Origin of the sequence: Nonomuraea harbinensis, assembly GCF_019396385.1 — a bacterium.
GTDB classification, from domain to species: Bacteria; Actinomycetota; Actinomycetes; order Streptosporangiales; family Streptosporangiaceae; genus Nonomuraea; species Nonomuraea ferruginea.
Genome location: NZ_JAHKRN010000009.1, coordinates 1 through 15,201 on the forward strand (window position 1 = coordinate 1; position 15,201 = coordinate 15,201).

Consider the following 15,201-nt stretch of genomic DNA (forward strand, 5'->3'; position numbering starts at 1 on the left):
CTCCCGCTACCCGGCGATGTTCCTGGACGTGCCCGACGAGCGCGGGTTCTGCTTCACGCAGGCGTTCCAGGCGGTCGGGCTCGGCCTCGCCACCGCCATCGGCGCCGCCGTGGCCCGCCCCGACCGGCTGCCGGTGGCGGCGCTCGGCGACGGCGGCGCGTTCATGGGCATCGCCGAGCTGGAGACCGTCGTCCGGCTCGGGCTGCCCATGGTGGTCGTGGTCTACGACGACGAGGCCTACGGCGCCGAGGTGCACCACTTCGGCCCGCACGGCCACCCGCTCGGCACCGTCCGGTTCCCGCCCGCCGACCTGGCCGCGATCGCGCGCGGGTACGGGTTCGCGGCCGTGACCGTCACCGGGCCGGCCGACCTGGCGGGCGTGGCCGAGTGGCTCAAGGGCCCGCGCGAGCGGCCCCTGCTGGTGCACGCCAAGGTCACCGGCGACCGCCCCTCCTGGTGGCTGGAGGAGGCGTTCAGGGGCCACTAGAGCTTGCGGTGGGTGCGGGCCTCCTCGGCGGCGGCCAGCACCACCGCCAGCGCCGCCCCCCCGCCGGCCGCGACCGCCGCGGCGATCGCGCCCTCCACGAACGGCACGTCCGCCAGCACCACCCGGCCGGGCTCCTCCAGCAGCCGGGCGGTGAGCACCGAGCTGCCCAGGTCGGGGATGAGCAGCACGCCGTCACCCCGGTCGACCTCGCGAACCGCCGCCTCGATGCGGTCGATGCTGACCCCGAGCCCGCCGTCGCCGGTGCCGCCGGCCGCCGCCACGGGCGCCTCCCGGCCCGCGATGCCGCGCGCCAGCTCCGCCGTCTCCGCGGCCAGCCCGGCGCTGTGGGCGACGAGGACCACGCCCACCATCAGGCCGCCGCCTCGGCCAGCGCCGCCATGATCAGCGCCGCCGACGCCGCGCCCGGGTCCTCGTGGCCGATGCTGCGCTCGCCCAGGTAGCTGGCGCGGCCCTTGCGGGCGCGCAGCGGGATCGTCGCCTTCGCCCCCTCCTCGGCCGCGCGCGCCGCCCGCTCGAACGCCTTGTGCTCGTCGGCGCCCTCCTGTACGGCCTGCGTCAGGGCACGGGCGGCCGGAGCGAGCGCGTCGATCATGGTCTTGTCACCCTGGGCGGCCTTGCCCAGGCGCTCCACCGCCTGGACACCGGACTCGAACGCCGCCGCGAACCCGGCGAGCGTCACCGGCGTGTCCAGCGACTTGCCGAGCTGCCGGAACAGCGACCCGTACAGCGGGCCCGAGGCGCCGCCCACCCGGCGGATCAGTGTCGTGCCCGCGGACACCAGCACCTGCGCGGGGGAGGTCGGCGGCCACTCGGTCAGCGCCTTGCCCACCTCGGTGAAGCCGCGGTCGAGGTTGGTGCCGTGGTCGGCGTCGCCGATCGCGGCGTCCAGGCCGGTGAGCCGGTCGCGGTGCAGCCTGACCGCCCTGGCCGCGCCCTCGGTCCAGGCGAGGAAGAGATCGGTGTCGAGCATCCCGGCCATCAGCGCCCCCACCGCAGGCCGGGCGTCTCCACCGGGGCGTCCCACAGCCGGGTCAGCTCGCCGTTGAGGCGGCAGACCGTGATCGAGAAGCCCTGCATGTCGAGGCTCGTCACGTAGTTGCCGACCAGCGAGCGCACCACCCGCGCGCCCTTGCCCCGGACGAACGCCTCCACCTCGGCGAACACCACGTACAGCTCGATCAAGGGGGTGCCGCCCATGCCGTTGACCATGACGAGCAAGTCGTCGCGGAGCGGGAGGTCGCCGTGGATCGCCTCCATGGCGAGCGCGGCCAGCTCGCGGGCGGGGGCCATCGGCGCGCGCGACCTGCCCGGCTCGCCGTGGATGCCGATGCCCAGCTCCACCTGGTCCTCGGGCAGGTCGAAGGTGGGCTTGCCGGCCGCGGGCGTCACGCACGAGGTGAGCGCCACGCCGAACGAGCGGCTGTGGTCGTCCACCTCGCGGGCCACCCGCGCCACCTCCTCCAGCGGCGCGCCCTCCTCGGCCAGGGCCCCGGCGATCTTCTCCACGAACAGCGTCGCGCCGGTGCCGCGCCGGCCCGCCGTGTAGAGGGAGTCCTGCACGGCCACGTCGTCGTCGACCAGCACGCTCGCCACCGGGACGTCGTCGCACAGCTCGGCGGCCATCTCGAAGTTCAGCACGTCGCCCGTGTAGTTCTTGACGATGTGGAGCACGCCCGCGCCGCCGTCGGCCGCCCTGGTGGCGTCGATGATCTGGTCGGGCACCGGGGAGGTGAAGATCTCACCAGGGCAGGCGGCGTCGAGCATGCCGGGGCCCACGAAGGCGGCGTGCAGCGGCTCGTGCCCCGACCCGCCGCCGGAGACCAGGCCCACCTTGCCGGGGCGCGGACCCTCCGCCCGGTAGACCACCCGGTCGCGTACCCGCAGCGAGGGGTGCGCCGCGGCGAGGCCGTTGAGGGCGTCCTCGACCACGGATTCGGCCGTGTTGATGAGCTTCTTCATGGTCAGAACATCTGCCCGTTTTCCGCTGGAGGCAAGCACCGGGCGGAGTAGGCTACCGTCTGCACATGGCCGAGATCGTGTACCCGCCGGTGATCGCAGCCGCGCGGACCTTGTTTCGCGTGCTTGACTACCGCTTCCACCTGGAGGGCACCGAGCACGTGCCGTCGACGGGCGGCGCCGTCCTGGTGAGCAACCACATCAGCTACCTCGACTTCATCTTCGCCGGCTACGCCGCGCTGCCGGCCAGGCGGCTGGTGCGGTTCATGGCCAAGCAGGACGTGTTCGACCACAAGATCTCCGGCCCGCTCATGCGCGGCATGAAGCACATCCCGGTCGACCGCGGCGCGGGCGCCGGCTCGTACGCGACCGCGCTGCGCATGCTGAAGGCGGGCGAGATGGTCGGGGTGTTCGCCGAGGCCACCATCAGCCGTTCGTTCACCGTCAAGGAGATCAAGAACGGCGCGATCCGGATGGCGCAGGCCACCAAGGTGCCGGTGATCCCGGTGGCGCTCTGGGGCACGCAGCGGCTGTGGACCAAGGGCAGGGAGCGGCGCATCTTCCAGCGCCACGTGCCGATCACGATCCTGGTGGGCGAGCCCATCCACCCCAAGCGCGGCGAGGACGTCGCCGAGCACACCACGGCCCTCCACGCGCGGCTCTCGGAGCTGGTCGACCGGGCGCAGCGCACCTACCCGGAGATCCCGCAGGGCGTGTGGTGGCAGCCGGCCCATCTGGGCGGCACCGCGCCCACCCCCGAGGAGGCGGCGGCGCTGGACGCCGCGGAGGCCGAGGCCCGCGCCGCGAAGAAGGCGGCGGGCGGCGGCGCCCACGAGGAGCCGGCCGGAACCTAGATGGCCGTCTGGTAGGCGCTCGCCCGCATGCCCGCCAGCAGCGTCTCCGTCTGCGACAGCGAGTAGCGGTGGCGCGGGTCGTGGTGGAGCAGCCCCTCGATGAGCGGGCGCATCACCCCGGCCCGGCGCGGCGGCGGGAACGGCCCGCTGCGCGCCATGCCGAGCACGGTCGCGGCGTCCTGGCCCGGGTAGGGCGGCTGGCCCTCGATGGCGCTGTAGAGCGTGGCGCCGAACGACCACATGTCGGCCTCCTTGCTGGCCGGGCCGCCGTAGAGCCGCTCGGGGGCCATGAACGCGGGCGTGCCGCGCAGCCGCCTGGAGGTCGTGGTCTTGCGGATGTCGCCCTCCGCGGTGGCGATGCCGAAGTCGGTCAGCACCACCCGGTCGCCGGTCAGCATCACGTTGGCCGGCTTCACGTCACGGTGGAGCACCCCTGCCTGGTGGGCGGTGCGCAGCGCGGCCAGCAGATGACGGCCGATCGCCGCCACCGACTGGGCGGGCAGCGTGCCCACCTGGGAGAGCAACTGGTGCATGGAGAGCCCGTCGAGATACTCCATCACGATCCAGAGCTTGCCGCCTTCTTCGATGAGGTCGTGGACCGTGACGATGTTCGGGTGCGACAGCCTGGCCGCCATCCGGGCCTCGCGCAGCACGCGCCGACGCACCATCTCGGCCTCGCCGGTGAGCGTCAGCTCCTTGAGCGCCACCTCCCGGTGGAGAAGCCGATCGAACGCGCGCCATACGACGCCCATGCCCCCACGACCGGCCTCCTCGTTAAGGAGGTACCGTCCGCCGATCTCCCGCATACCATCCCCTCATTGACAGGGGTAATCATGTCATCTCAGCGCACTGTTGTGGGTGCCTAACGTGATCCGGTTATGTCGGGAATGGTAACGCCGCTGGTCACCCGCTTGGAAGTCGGAAAGAATACCACCCGTCCGATCCAGCAGACCGCGAGCAACTGGACCACCGTCGCCCCGGCGAAGACCGCCGGCAGCCCGGCCACCTCTCCCGCGAGCCCGCCCAGCGCCGCGCCGAGGGGCATGCCGCCCATCCCGAGCAGCCGGTAGGCGGCGTTCACCCGGCCCAGCAGCTCGCCGGGGATGATCCGCTGCCGGGTGCTGATCACGAGCACGTTCGCCGCGGCACCGGACACCCCCCACACGACCGCCGTCGCGTACAGCAGCCAGGGGACCGGCAGCAGGACCGGCACCAGGTGCGCCAGGGCGCAGACCGCCCAGAGCATGACGAAGGCGGGCGCGTCCCCGGCCAGGCGACCGGCCCGGCCGGCCACCAGCGATCCGGCCAGGGCCCCGACGGCGAACACGGTGAGCATGAGGCCGTAGCCGCTCGGCGCCAGGCCCATCGGCGAGCCGTCGCCCACCACCCAGAGCACGAGCACCCCGAAGTACGCGGCGCCGGCTGTGTTGATCAGCCCGGCCGACAGGGCCAGCGTGCGCAGGAACCGGTGCGACCACAGGTAGCGCAGCGACTCGGCGATCTCCCCGGCGACCGGCCGCGGCGCCGCGCGCGGGGCCAGGAACCGGCCGCGCATGCCCAGCAGGAGCAGCCCCGCGACCCCGTACAGGAGTCCCGGCGCGCCCAGCACGGCGGCGGGCAGGACCGTGACGAGCAGGCCCGCCAGCGGCGCCCCGGCGAAGTCGTTGCCCAGGATCTGGACGCCGACGACGCGCCCGTTGGCCCGGGTCAGCTCGGTCTCCGGCACGGCCATGGGCAGCGCCGCCTGGGCGGAGGTGTCGGCGAACACCTCCGACACGCACGCGAGGAACACGGCGGCCAGCAGCACCCACAGGTTCATCAGCCCGAGCGCGGCCAGCGCCGTCGCCACGGCCAGCACCGCGGCGCGGGCGGCGTTCGCCGCCACCATGATCCGCCGGCGGTCCAGCCGGTCGACCAGCGCGCCCGCGGGCAGCGCGAGCAGCAGCCACGGCAGCGTCGCCGCCGCCCCCGCCAGCGCCACCAGGGCGGGGGAGCGGGTGAACGAGACCGCCATCAGCGGCGCGCCGACCTTCAGCACGCCGTCGGCCAGGTTGGACAGCGCGGTGGACGACAGCAGGAAGCCGAAGGATCGGCCGAGGCGTGTCAAGACGGGGCTCCGTTAGTGTGTAAGGAGAACTGTGCATGGATTCCTTTGCAAAGATAGGTTTGCACACTGTGGAGCGCAAGAGCTATTCCGCCAGGACCCTCGACACGGGCGCGCTCAAGTCGTTCGCCCACCCCCTGCGCCTGCGCCTGTACGAGCTGCTGGAGGAGCGCGGCCCCGCCACCGCCACCCAGCTCGCGGGCCAGGTGGGGGAGAACACCGGCGCCACCAGTTACCACCTGCGCGAGCTGGCCAGGCACGAGATGATCGAGATCGTGCCGGGGATGGGGCGCGGCAAGGAGAAGTACTGGCGGGTGACGCCGGGCGGCTACTCCTACGGGGAGACGCCGCCGGAGCCGGAGGCGGCCGAAGCGCTGGAGTTCCTCATGGACGACCTGATCCGGCAGCGCGGCGCGGAGCTGGCCCGCTGGCGCGAGGAGGAGCGGGACGCGCCGGAGGAGTGGGTCCAGGCCAGCGGCTTCGGCCGCCGCGCGCTGCGCCTGACGCCCGGCGAGACGGCCGCGATGCGGGACGCGATCTTCGCGGTGCTGGAGCGCTACCGGGCCCTGTCGGACGCGCGCATCGAGGAGCCGGCGGCGGACCCGGCGCTCGGCCGCGTCGTCGTCCACTTCGACGTCTTCCCGGTGGGCGCGCGCCGGGATCCCGAGACGGAGTGAACACCTGCGGGGTCCGCCGCGTACCTCAAGGTGACCAGTCCGAGGATCCGGAAGGGGATGACGGCACGTGCGATCTCGACAAGGACACCGCCGTCTCGCTCTCGCCGCGGCCTGCCTCGTCACCGTCGCCGCCGGCACGGCCTGCACCGCCCCGGCCGTGCCGCAGGCGCCCGACACGGCGCAGGTGGCCGACGCGGTGCCGACGGAGATTCCGGAAGAGCTGATGGCGCCGCCCGCGACGAGCCTGACCCAGGAAGGGGATGCCGAGCCCACCGCGCAGGCGGCGGAGAGCGGCGACGACAGCGAGACCCGGCCGACGAAGTGGGGGCCGTTGTCCGCGGCCGACCGGGATCTGATCAAGAAGGTTCGTCTCGCCACGCTGTGGGAGATGACGATCGCTCAGGAGGCGATACAGCGGGGAAACAGCTCACGCGTACGGGAGATCAGCCGGGAGATCTCCGAACAGCACCACGCCCTCGACAACGAGGCCCGCGACCTGGCGCAGAAGCTGGACGTGCGGTTGCCCGTGCGGCCGACCGAGGACCAGCAGAAGTGGATGGCCGACATCTCCGGCAGGTCGGGCCGCGACTACGACGTCACCTACGTGAAGTGGCTGCGGCTGGCGCACGGGCAGATCTTCGCCTTCATCGGGCAGGTGCGCGGCAGCACCCAGAACACGCTGGTGCGCAAGTTCGCGGAGTCCTGCAACAAGGCCGTGCTGAACCACCAGCGGCTGCTGGAGAGCACCGGCCTGGCCGGGCCGGAGGCGTTCCCGGATCCGCCGGAGGTGTGATCCGACGAGGGTCGGGGTTTCCGAATCAGGATATGTCAGGTTAGGTTTGCCTAACCTGACATACTTTGAGGAGAGAGACCGCCATGACCGAGCCCTTCCGCATGTTCGGCGTCCGCGTCGGCAGGCTGGACCGCCTGAGCCCGACGTTCCTGCGCGTCACGTTCACCGGCGACGACCTGCGGCATTTCGCCGACAACGGCTATGACCAGCGGATCAAGCTCATTCTGCCGGTGCCCTCCCACGGACTGAGCCGGTTGCCCGGTGGCTCCGACTGGTACGGGCAGTGGCGCGCCATGCCCGACGAGGACCGCAACCCGATGCGCACCTACACCGTCCGCCGAGCCCGCCCCGAGGCCTGTGAGCTGGACGTGGACATCGTGCTGCACGGCGACACCGGCCCGATGTCCCGCTGGGCGACGGCGGCAGAGGTGGGGGACGAGCTCGTCGTGCTCGGGCCCGACGGCCGCTACCAGGGGCCGCCCTCCGGCCTGGAGTTCCGCCCCCCGGAGGGCACCGGCGCGGTGCTGATCGCCGGTGACGAGACAGCCGCGCCCGCCATCTGCTCCATCCTGGAACGCCTGCCCGCCGGCGTCGAGGGCGAGGCCCTCCTGGAGGTCGCCACCCGGGGAGACTTCCTGCCCGTGGAGACCGGCAGCGCGGTCAAGGTCACCTGGCTGGCCAGGGACGGCGCGCCGCACGGCGCCCACCTCGTCCCGGCGGTGCGCGAGGCGGCCCACCGGCTGCTGCCCGCGCTGCCGGCGTCCGAGGACTTCCAGGACGTGGACGTCGACGCGGGCGAGCTCTGGGAGGTGCCGGAGGCGCCGTCCGGCCCGCTGTACGCGTGGCTGGCCGGCGAGGCCGCGATGATCAGGACCCTGCGGCGGCACCTGGTCGCCGAACGCGGCATGGACCGCCGCGCGGTGGCCTTCATGGGCTACTGGCGGCTGGGCCGCTCGGAGGACTGGGCGGCCTGACCGCCGCCCGCGCCGGATCTCCCCTGGTCATGCCGCCGCCGTGAGGGTTTCCTGCCCGGTGGCAGGGTAGCCGGACCGGGACAGGCTGTCGCGGGGGGCACCATGGACGGCTTCGTACTCACCTACGACCACTACGATCCCGAGGCGGAGAAGCTGCGCGAGGCGATCACCTCGACCGGGAACGGCTACTTCTGCACCAGGGGCACGGCCGAGTGGGAGGACATCGGCGAGTTCCACTACCCGGGCACCTACACCCACGGCGGCTACAACCGGGAGACCTCGATCTTCGACGGTCACCCGGTGCTCAACGAGGACCTGGTCAACCTGCCGAACTGGCTGCCGCTGAAGCTGCGCGTCGAAGGCGAGGGGGCGGTCCGGTTCGGCGACGTGGAGGTGCTCGGCTATCGGCACACCTACGACATCCGGCTCGCCCTGGTCCAGCGGGACCTGCGCTTCCGCGACGCCGCCGGCCGCGTGACGAGCCTGCGCAGCCGCCGGTTCGTCAGCATGGCGCACAGCCACCAGGCCGCGATCGAGTGGACGCTGACGCCGGAGAACTGGTCGGGCCGGGTCGAGGTGGTCTCCGCGCTGGACGGCCGCATGAGCAACCACATCGTGGTCCGCTACCGCGACCTGGAGGGCCGCCACCTGGATCCGGTGTCGCCGCGCACGTTCGGCCCCGACGTGATCGCGCTGGAGGTGAAGACCCGCCAGTCCAACCTCTACATCGCCCAGGCCGCCCGCACCCGTGCCTTCCACGGCGACCGGCCCGCCGCGACCGAGCGGCGGCTGCACCAGATGGCCGACTACATCCAGGAGGTGCTCAGCTTCGACGTCGAGGAGGGCCGGCCCAGCCGGGTGGAGAAGCTCGTCTCCATGTTCACCTCGCACGACAACGCCATCACCGAGCCGCTGGCCGCCGCCGGCCGGCACGTGCTGCGCTACTCCGACTTCGCCGGGGCGCTGGACAAGCACGAGTCGGCCTGGACCGAGCTGTGGGAGAGCTGCGACGTGCGCCTGCCCGCCGAGCCGCGCGCCCAGCTGCTGCTGCGCCTGCACATCGCGCACGTCCTGCAGGTCTGCTCCCGGCACACCGCCCGGCACGACGCCGGCGTGCCCGCCCGCGGCCTCAACGGCGAGGCGTACCGGGGACACGTCTTCTGGGACGAGATGTACGTCTACCCGTACCTCAACCTGCGCCTGCCCGAGATCACCCGGGCCCTGCTGCTGTACCGGCACCGGCGGCTGACCGAGGCGCGCGCCGCCGCGGCCGAGGCCGGTTACCGGGGCGCCATGTTCCCCTGGCAGAGCGGCAGCGACGGCACCGAGGAGACCCAGCAGCTGCACCTCAACCCGATGTCCGGCGAGTGGGACCCGGACCTCAGCCACCACCAGCGGCACGTCAACGCGGCGATCTTCTACAACGTGTGGCGCTACTTCCAGGCCACCGACGACCTGGAGTTCCTGCGCGACTACGGGGCCGAGCTGATGCTGGAGATCGCCCGCTTCTGGGCGTCGATCGCGCACTTCGACCCCGCCAGGCAGCGGTACGAGATCCACGGCGTGATGGGGCCCGACGAGTTCCACGAACGCTACCCCGGCACCGAGGAGCCGGGGCTGCGCGACAACGCCTACACCAACGCCATGGCGGCCTGGATCGCCGCCACCGCCCCCAAGGTGCTCGACCTGCTGCCCAGCAGCCGCGCGGCGAGCATCCGGCGCAGCCTCCAGGTCACCGACGAGGAGCTGGCGACCTGGGAGGACATGAGCCGCCGCATGTACATCCCGTTCCACGACGGCGTCATCAGCCAGTTCGAGGGCTACGGCGACCTGGAGGAGCTCGACTGGGACCACTACCGCGCCCGCTACCACAACCTCCAGCGCATGGACCGGATCCTCAGGGCCGAGGGCAAGGACCCCAACCGCTACAAGCTGTCCAAGCAGGCCGACACGGTCATGCTGTTCTTCCTCTTCGACGAGCAGGAGCAGCGCGAGCTGTTCGGGCGGCTCGGCTACGACTACGACGCCGACCTGGTCAAGCGCACGATCGAGTACTACGACGCGCGCACCACGCACGGCTCGACGCTCAGCTTCGTCACCTACGCGGGGGTGCTGGCCGCCATCGACCCGGAGAGCTCGTGGGAACGCTACCTGGCGGCTCTGGAGAGCGACGTCAACGACGTGCAGGGCGGCACCACCCAGGAGGGCATCCACATGGGCGTCATGTCCGGGACCCTCGACCTGCTCCAGCGCTGCTACGTCGGCACCAGCATCACCGGTGACGTGCTCAGGCTGTCGCCCCGCCTGGTCGACCGGCTCGACGGCGTCTCGTTCTCCATGCGTTTCCGCGGCACCACGCTCAGGCTGAGCATCGAGGGCGACCAGCTCATCCTGTTCACCCAGGCGGAGGGGTTCCGGGGCCCGCTGCACGCGGGCGTGGGCGACGACGTCCGCGAGCTCGTCCCCGGAGGGACCTGCGTCTTCACCATCCCGGGAGGGCCACCCGCCCGAGAGAGGGGCCGCACCATGCCCGCCGCCGGATTCCAGGGCGCGATCTTCGACGTCGACGGCGTGCTCGTCGACTCGCCGCACCAGCGCGCGTGGAAGGACGCGCTGCGCGAGCTGATGGAGGGGGAGTGGGCGGACGTCCGCGACCGGACCACCTGGTCGGACGACCGGTTCACGCCGGAGGTCTACCAGCGGGTCATCTCCGGCAAGCCGCGGATGAGCGGCGCGCTGGCCGCCCTGCAGTACTTCGAGGTCCCGGACGCCGAGCGGCGGGTCGAGCAGTACGCCGCGCACAAGCAGCGGATCGTGGTGCGGCTCATCGACGCGGGGGAGTTCACCGCCTATCCGGACGCCCTCCGCTTCGCGCTGGCCGTGCGCGCGGCCGGCATCCCGTCGGCGGTGGCGTCCTCGTCCAAGAACGCCGACCTGTTCCTGCGGAGGATCCGGCTTGACACGTTCGCGGCCGAGCAGGGACTGTCCTACGACTTCATCCGGCGGGGCCAGACCCTCGCCGACTTCTTCGACGCCGACCTGTCGGGGCGTGACTTCGAGCACGGCAAGCCCGACCCGGAGATCTTCGTCACCGCGGCCGCCGAGCTGCACGTGCCTCCGGAGGACTGCTTCGTGGTCGAGGACGCCGTCAGCGGCGTCCAGGCCGCCAAGGCCGGCGGCATGGCGGGGCTCGGGGTGGCCCGCGCGGACGACGCGCGGATACTCGCCGGCGCGCACGCCGACCTCGTCGTCACCAGCCTCGACGAGGTGGACCTGGGCGCCCTGGCCGCGCACCGGCTCGACCGGAGGCCCGCCTGACACATCACCACGTACCACCGGCCGAGAAAGGTCTGATCATGAGCAGCGAACTGTCCCGCCGCGCCGGCGCGGCCCGCCCCGCGGCGCCCGTCCGGCTGATCCACCTCGGGCTCGGTGACTTCTTCCGCGCCCATCAGGCCTGGTACACCGAGCACGCGCCCGACGGCGAGGAGTGGGGTTTCGCCGCCTTCGGCGGGCACGAGGCGTCGGACCTGCTCGCCGCCCAGCAGGGCCTCTACACGCTCATCACCAGGAGCGCCCACGGCGACCGGTTCGAGGTGATCGCGACCGTGTCCGAGGCGTGGCCCGCGACCGACCACGACGCCCTGCTGCGCCTGTTCCGCGCGCCCGAGGTGGCCGCCGTCACCGTCACCGAGCTCGGCGCCCGCGACCACCCGGACGTCCGGGAGGACGTGGCCGCCCTGCGCGCCGACCCGGCCGCGCCGGTGCGCACGACCCGCGGCCGGCTGCTCGCGGGCCTCGCCGCCCGCCGCCGCGCCGACGCGGGCCCGGTCACGCTGGTGGCGTGCGACCACACGGCCGGCAACGGCGCCATCCTGTCCCGCCTGCTGTACGAGATGGCCGACGAAGTCAACCAGGAGCTGACCGGCTGGCTGGACGAGAACGTGTCCGTCGTCGCCACCGTCGCCGACCGGGTCACCCCGCACACCGGCCCGTCCGGGCTGCGCGCCGTCGCCGAGGCCACCGGCCGCGACGACCGCGTCCCGGTCACCGCCGAGCCGTACGCCGAGTGGGTGCTGGCAGGCCGGTTCCCGGCCGGCCGCCCGCGCTGGGAGGACGCCGGCGCCCTGCTGACCACCGACGTCACCCCGTACGAGCATCGCAGGCAGTGGCTGGTCAACGGCTCCTGCTCGCTGCTCGCCTACGCCGGCTCGATCCGCGAGCACGCCACGCTGGCGGAGGTGATCGGCGACGACGCCTGCCGCAGCTGGCTGGAACGGTGGTGGTCGGAGGCCGGACGGCATCTCGGCCGGGCCGCCGCCGGCCTGGACGCGTACCGCCAGGCGCTGCTGGAGCGGATCGCCAACCCGCGCATCCGCCACAGCCTCGCCAGGATCGCCGCGGACGGCTCCCGCAAGCTGCCGGAACGCGTCCTGCCCGTGCTGCGCGCCGAACGCGCCGCCGGTCGCGTGCCGGAAGGGGCGGCCCTCATCCTGGCCGCCTGGATCAGCCACCTGCGCGGCCACGGCGCCCCGGTCAGCGACCCGCGCGCGGCCGAGCTGACCGTGCTCGCCGCCGGCCCGCTGGCCGAGGGCGCCCACCGCGTCCTGGACGCGCTCGACCCGGAGCTCGGCGCCGACGACACGCTGGTGGCGGCGGTCCGCGACGCCGCCACCCGCTTCGACCGCGTCAGAGTGTCCTGACCGGGATCACCGCTCTCAGCCCATGTGCGGGTAGCGGTGGTCGGTCGGCGGGGTGAACAGCTCCTTGACCGCGCGGGCGCTGACCCACCTGACCAGGTTGTACATCGAGCCCGCCTTGTCATTGGTGCCCGACGCGCGGGCGCCGCCGAACGGCTGCTGGCCCACGACCGCCCCGGTCGGCTTGTCGTTGACGTAGAAGTTGCCCGCCGCGAAGCGGAGCTTCTCCGACGCCGCCGCGATGGCGTAGCGGTCCTGGGCGATGAACGCGCCGGTCAGCGCGTACGGCGAGACGCCCTCCATCTGGGTGAGCACCGCGTCGAAGTCGGCGTCGTCGTAGACGTGCACGCCCAGGATCGGCCCGAAGTACTCCTTGACGAAGATCTCGTCCGTCGGGTCCGCCGACTCCAGGATGGTCGGCTTCACGAAATAGCCGGTCGAGTCGTCGTACGAGCCCGTCAGCACGTCGATGTGCGAGGCCGAGCGCGCCCGGTCGATGGCGGCCTTGTGCTTGGCGAAGGCCCGCCCGTCGATCACCGCGCCCATGAACGCCGACAGGTCCGACGCCACGTCGCCCACGGTCAGCGACTCGGCCACGGCCACGAAGTCGTCGCGCATCCGGTCCCACACCGAGCGCGGCACGTACGCCCGCGACGCCGCCGAGCACTTCTGGCCCTGGTACTCGAAGGCGCCCCTGATCAGCGCCGTCGACAGCACCGCCGGGTCGGCCGACGGGTGGGCCAGCACGAAGTCCTTGCCGCCCGTCTCGCCGACCAGGCGCGGGTAGCCGCGGTAGGAGGCGATGTTCTCGCCCACCGTGCGCCACAGGTGCTGGAAGGTGGCGGTCGAGCCGGTGAAGTGGATGCCGGCCAGGTCGGGGTGGGTCAGCGCCACCTCGGAGACCGCCTCGCCGTAGCCGGTCACCAGGTTGATGACGCCCGGCGGCAGCCCGGCCTCCTCCAGCAGCCGCATCGTGAAGTGCGCGGCGAACTGCTGCGTCGGCGACGGCTTCCACACCACCACGTTGCCCATCAGCGCGGCCGAGGTCGGCAGGTTGCCGGCGATGGCGGTGAAGTTGAACGGCGTGATCGCCAGCACGAAGCCTTCGAGCGGGCGGTACTCCATCCGGTTCCACACGCCGGGCGAGGAGATCGGCTGGTCGGCGTAGATCTGCCGGGCGTAGGCCACGTTGAACCGCAGGAAGTCGATCAGCTCGCAGGCCGCGTCGATCTCCGCCTGCTGGACGGACTTCGACTGGCCGAGCACCGTGGCCGCGTTGAGCGTCGCCCGCCACGGCCCCGCCAGCAGGTCGGCGGCCTTCAGGAAGATCGCCGCCCGCTCGTCGAACGGCAGCGCGCGCCAGGCCGGGGCGGCGGCCAGCGCCGAGTCGATCGCGGCCCGCACGTCCTGCGCGCCCGCCTCGCGGGTGCGGCCGAGCACCGCGGCCTTGTTGTGCGGCTGCACCACGTCGATGGGCGTGCCGCCGCCGAGCCGCTGCTCGCCGCCGATGGTCATGGTCAGGTCGAGCGAGGCGCCGGACAGCTCCTTGATCCGGGACTCCAGGGCCGCGCGCTCCGCGCTGCCGGGCGCGTACCCGAGAACCCGCTCGTTGGCCGGGGCCGGCACGTTGCTGATGGCATCCATAATCACTTGCCTCCAAGGGCACGAAGGAAGAAGGCGACGTTCGCGGGGCGCTCGGCCAGCCGGCGCATGAAGTAGCCGTACCAGTCGGCGCCGTACGGCACGTAGACGCGGACCGTGTGACCGGCTCCGGCCAGGGCCTCCTGCCGGTCCGTGCGGATCCCGTACAGCATCTGATACTCGTAGTCGCCACGGGAGCGGCCGTGGCGGTCGGCGAGGAGTTCGGTGATGGAGATCAGCCGGTCGTCGTGCGTCGCCACCATGGGATACCCCTTCCCCGCCATGAGGATCCGCAGGCATCGCACGTACGCCTTGTCCACGTCCGCCTTGCTCTGGTACGCGACCGTGGCGGGCTCCCGGTAGGCGCCCTTGACCAGCCGCACGCGCGACCCCTCGTGGGCGAGGGCGCGGCAGTCGTCCTCGCTGCGGTGCAGGTAGGCCTGGACGGCCACGCCCGTCGAGGGGTGCTCGCGGCGCAGCTCGCGCAGGATCCGCAGCGTGGAGTCGACCGTGGTGTGGTCCTCCATGTCGAGCGTGACGGTGGAGCCGCCCGCCGCGGCGGCTGCGCAGATGGCCCGCGCGTGCTCCAGCGCCAGGTCCTCGTCGAGCGCCTGCCCGACGGCCGACAGCTTCACCGACACCTCGGCGGCGCGGCCCAGCTCCAGCGGGCGCAGCTCTTCCAGCAGCGTGAGGTACGCCTTGGCGATGGCGGCGGCGTCACCCGCGTCGCGGGTCTCCTCGCCGAGATGGTCGACGGTCACGGACAGGCCGGTCCCGAGCAGCCGGAGGATCGCCTCACGGGCCTCCGGCACGCTCTCACCGGCGACGAAGCGGTCGACGACCCTGCGCGTGAGCGGGAAGCCCGACACGGACCGGCGCACCAACCGGCTCCCCGAAGCGGCGAGCAGCACTTGTCCCAACATGCGTCCAGGCTAAAACCGCAGGTCAGAGAGGTCTATGGACGCGAGTAACGCCAGGTGTGGCAGGCTGTCAT

At 72.6% G+C, this 15,201-nt stretch carries 14 protein-coding genes; 7 read left to right on the forward strand and 7 right to left on the reverse strand.

Features of this window, described 5'->3' with window-relative positions:
- Positions 1-487, forward strand: a 487-nt coding sequence (locus KME79_RS11745; protein ID WP_246639704.1) for a thiamine pyrophosphate-dependent enzyme, incomplete at its 5' end; no start/stop codon positions are given.
- Here KME79_RS11745 and KME79_RS11750 read toward each other — a convergent pair.
- The 3 genes from KME79_RS11750 to dhaK are packed head-to-tail and all read right to left on the reverse strand — an operon-like array spanning position 484 to position 2,467.
- The gene (locus tag KME79_RS11750; protein WP_148032562.1) at positions 484-858 is read right to left on the reverse strand and encodes a PTS-dependent dihydroxyacetone kinase phosphotransferase subunit DhaM; all 375 of its coding nucleotides are present in this window, start codon (positions 856-858) and stop codon (positions 484-486) included. The genes KME79_RS11745 and KME79_RS11750 overlap by 4 nt on opposite strands.
- Positions 858-1,499 (reverse strand): dihydroxyacetone kinase subunit DhaL, encoded by a 642-nt coding sequence (dhaL, locus tag KME79_RS11755; RefSeq protein ID WP_308248878.1) that lies wholly within the window; start codon positions 1,497-1,499, stop codon positions 858-860. The genes KME79_RS11750 and dhaL overlap by 1 nt, the downstream gene beginning before the upstream one ends.
- Positions 1,487-2,467, reverse strand: a complete 981-nt coding sequence (gene dhaK / locus KME79_RS11760) for a dihydroxyacetone kinase subunit DhaK (protein ID WP_219544460.1) — start codon at positions 2,465-2,467, stop codon at positions 1,487-1,489. The genes dhaL and dhaK overlap by 13 nt, the downstream gene beginning before the upstream one ends.
- Before the next feature lie 65 nt (positions 2,468-2,532).
- Here dhaK and KME79_RS11765 point away from each other — a divergent pair, with 65 nt between their 5' ends.
- On the forward strand, positions 2,533-3,318 hold the full coding sequence (locus KME79_RS11765; protein WP_148032560.1) for a lysophospholipid acyltransferase family protein: 786 nt from the start codon (positions 2,533-2,535) through the stop codon (positions 3,316-3,318).
- Here KME79_RS11765 and KME79_RS11770 read toward each other — a convergent pair.
- Both KME79_RS11770 and KME79_RS11775 read right to left on the reverse strand, forming a co-directional pair.
- On the reverse strand, positions 3,315-4,124 hold the full coding sequence (locus KME79_RS11770; RefSeq protein ID WP_148032559.1) for a serine/threonine-protein kinase: 810 nt from the start codon (positions 4,122-4,124) through the stop codon (positions 3,315-3,317). The genes KME79_RS11765 and KME79_RS11770 overlap by 4 nt on opposite strands.
- 56 nt (positions 4,125-4,180) lie before the next feature.
- Entirely contained in the window at positions 4,181-5,425 is a 1,245-nt protein-coding gene (locus KME79_RS11775) for an MFS transporter (RefSeq protein WP_219544461.1), read from the reverse strand.
- Positions 5,426-5,493: 68 nt separating this feature from the next.
- Between KME79_RS11775 and KME79_RS11780 the strand changes: the two genes are divergently transcribed.
- From KME79_RS11780 to KME79_RS11805, 5 genes are all read left to right on the forward strand, one after another.
- Positions 5,494-6,099, forward strand: a complete 606-nt coding sequence (locus KME79_RS11780; RefSeq protein WP_219544463.1) for a winged helix-turn-helix domain-containing protein — start codon at positions 5,494-5,496, stop codon at positions 6,097-6,099.
- Between the two features lie 67 nt (positions 6,100-6,166).
- Positions 6,167-6,892 (forward strand): DUF4142 domain-containing protein, encoded by a 726-nt coding sequence (locus tag KME79_RS44715; RefSeq protein ID WP_219544464.1) that lies wholly within the window; start codon positions 6,167-6,169, stop codon positions 6,890-6,892.
- A gap of 83 nt (positions 6,893-6,975) precedes the next feature.
- Entirely contained in the window at positions 6,976-7,866 is an 891-nt protein-coding gene (locus KME79_RS11790) for a siderophore-interacting protein (RefSeq protein ID WP_148032555.1), read from the forward strand.
- A 102-nt stretch (positions 7,867-7,968) separates the two neighbouring features.
- Positions 7,969-11,184, forward strand: coding sequence for an HAD-IA family hydrolase (locus KME79_RS11795; RefSeq protein WP_246639707.1), 3,216 nt, complete (start codon positions 7,969-7,971; stop codon positions 11,182-11,184).
- A 38-nt stretch (positions 11,185-11,222) separates the two neighbouring features.
- Entirely contained in the window at positions 11,223-12,569 is a 1,347-nt protein-coding gene (locus KME79_RS11805) for a mannitol dehydrogenase family protein (protein ID WP_246639708.1), read from the forward strand.
- 15 nt (positions 12,570-12,584) lie between these two features.
- Here the strand turns inward: KME79_RS11805 and pruA are convergent, their stop codons facing one another.
- A complete protein-coding gene (gene pruA / locus KME79_RS11810) occupies positions 12,585-14,210 on the reverse strand; it encodes an L-glutamate gamma-semialdehyde dehydrogenase (protein WP_219544466.1) in 1,626 nt (541 codons plus the stop codon).
- 2 nt (positions 14,211-14,212) lie between these two features.
- Positions 14,213-15,130 carry a proline dehydrogenase family protein gene (locus KME79_RS11815; protein ID WP_219544467.1) on the reverse strand — a complete coding sequence of 306 codons (918 nt, stop codon included), beginning with the start codon at positions 15,128-15,130 and terminating at the stop codon, positions 14,213-14,215.
- Positions 15,131-15,201 lie beyond the last annotated feature (71 nt).

Excerpts from the sequence above, each read along its gene's own strand:
- KME79_RS11750 (WP_148032562.1), bottom strand. The coding sequence starts at position 858 with ATGGTGGGCGTGGTCCTCGTCGCCCACAGCGCCGGGCTGGCCGCGGAG.
- dhaK (WP_219544460.1), bottom strand. The coding sequence starts at position 2,467 with ATGAAGAAGCTCATCAACACGGCCGAATCCGTGGTCGAGGACGCCCTC.
- KME79_RS11765 (WP_148032560.1), top strand. The coding sequence starts at position 2,533 with ATGGCCGAGATCGTGTACCCGCCGGTGATCGCAGCCGCGCGGACCTTG.
- KME79_RS11770 (WP_148032559.1), bottom strand. The coding sequence starts at position 4,124 with ATGCGGGAGATCGGCGGACGGTACCTCCTTAACGAGGAGGCCGGTCGT.
- KME79_RS11790 (WP_148032555.1), top strand. The coding sequence starts at position 6,976 with ATGACCGAGCCCTTCCGCATGTTCGGCGTCCGCGTCGGCAGGCTGGAC.
- KME79_RS11795 (WP_246639707.1), top strand. The coding sequence starts at position 7,969 with ATGGACGGCTTCGTACTCACCTACGACCACTACGATCCCGAGGCGGAG.
- KME79_RS11805 (WP_246639708.1), top strand. The coding sequence starts at position 11,223 with ATGAGCAGCGAACTGTCCCGCCGCGCCGGCGCGGCCCGCCCCGCGGCG.
- pruA (WP_219544466.1), bottom strand. The coding sequence starts at position 14,210 with ATGGATGCCATCAGCAACGTGCCGGCCCCGGCCAACGAGCGGGTTCTC.
- KME79_RS11815 (WP_219544467.1), bottom strand. The coding sequence starts at position 15,130 with ATGTTGGGACAAGTGCTGCTCGCCGCTTCGGGGAGCCGGTTGGTGCGC.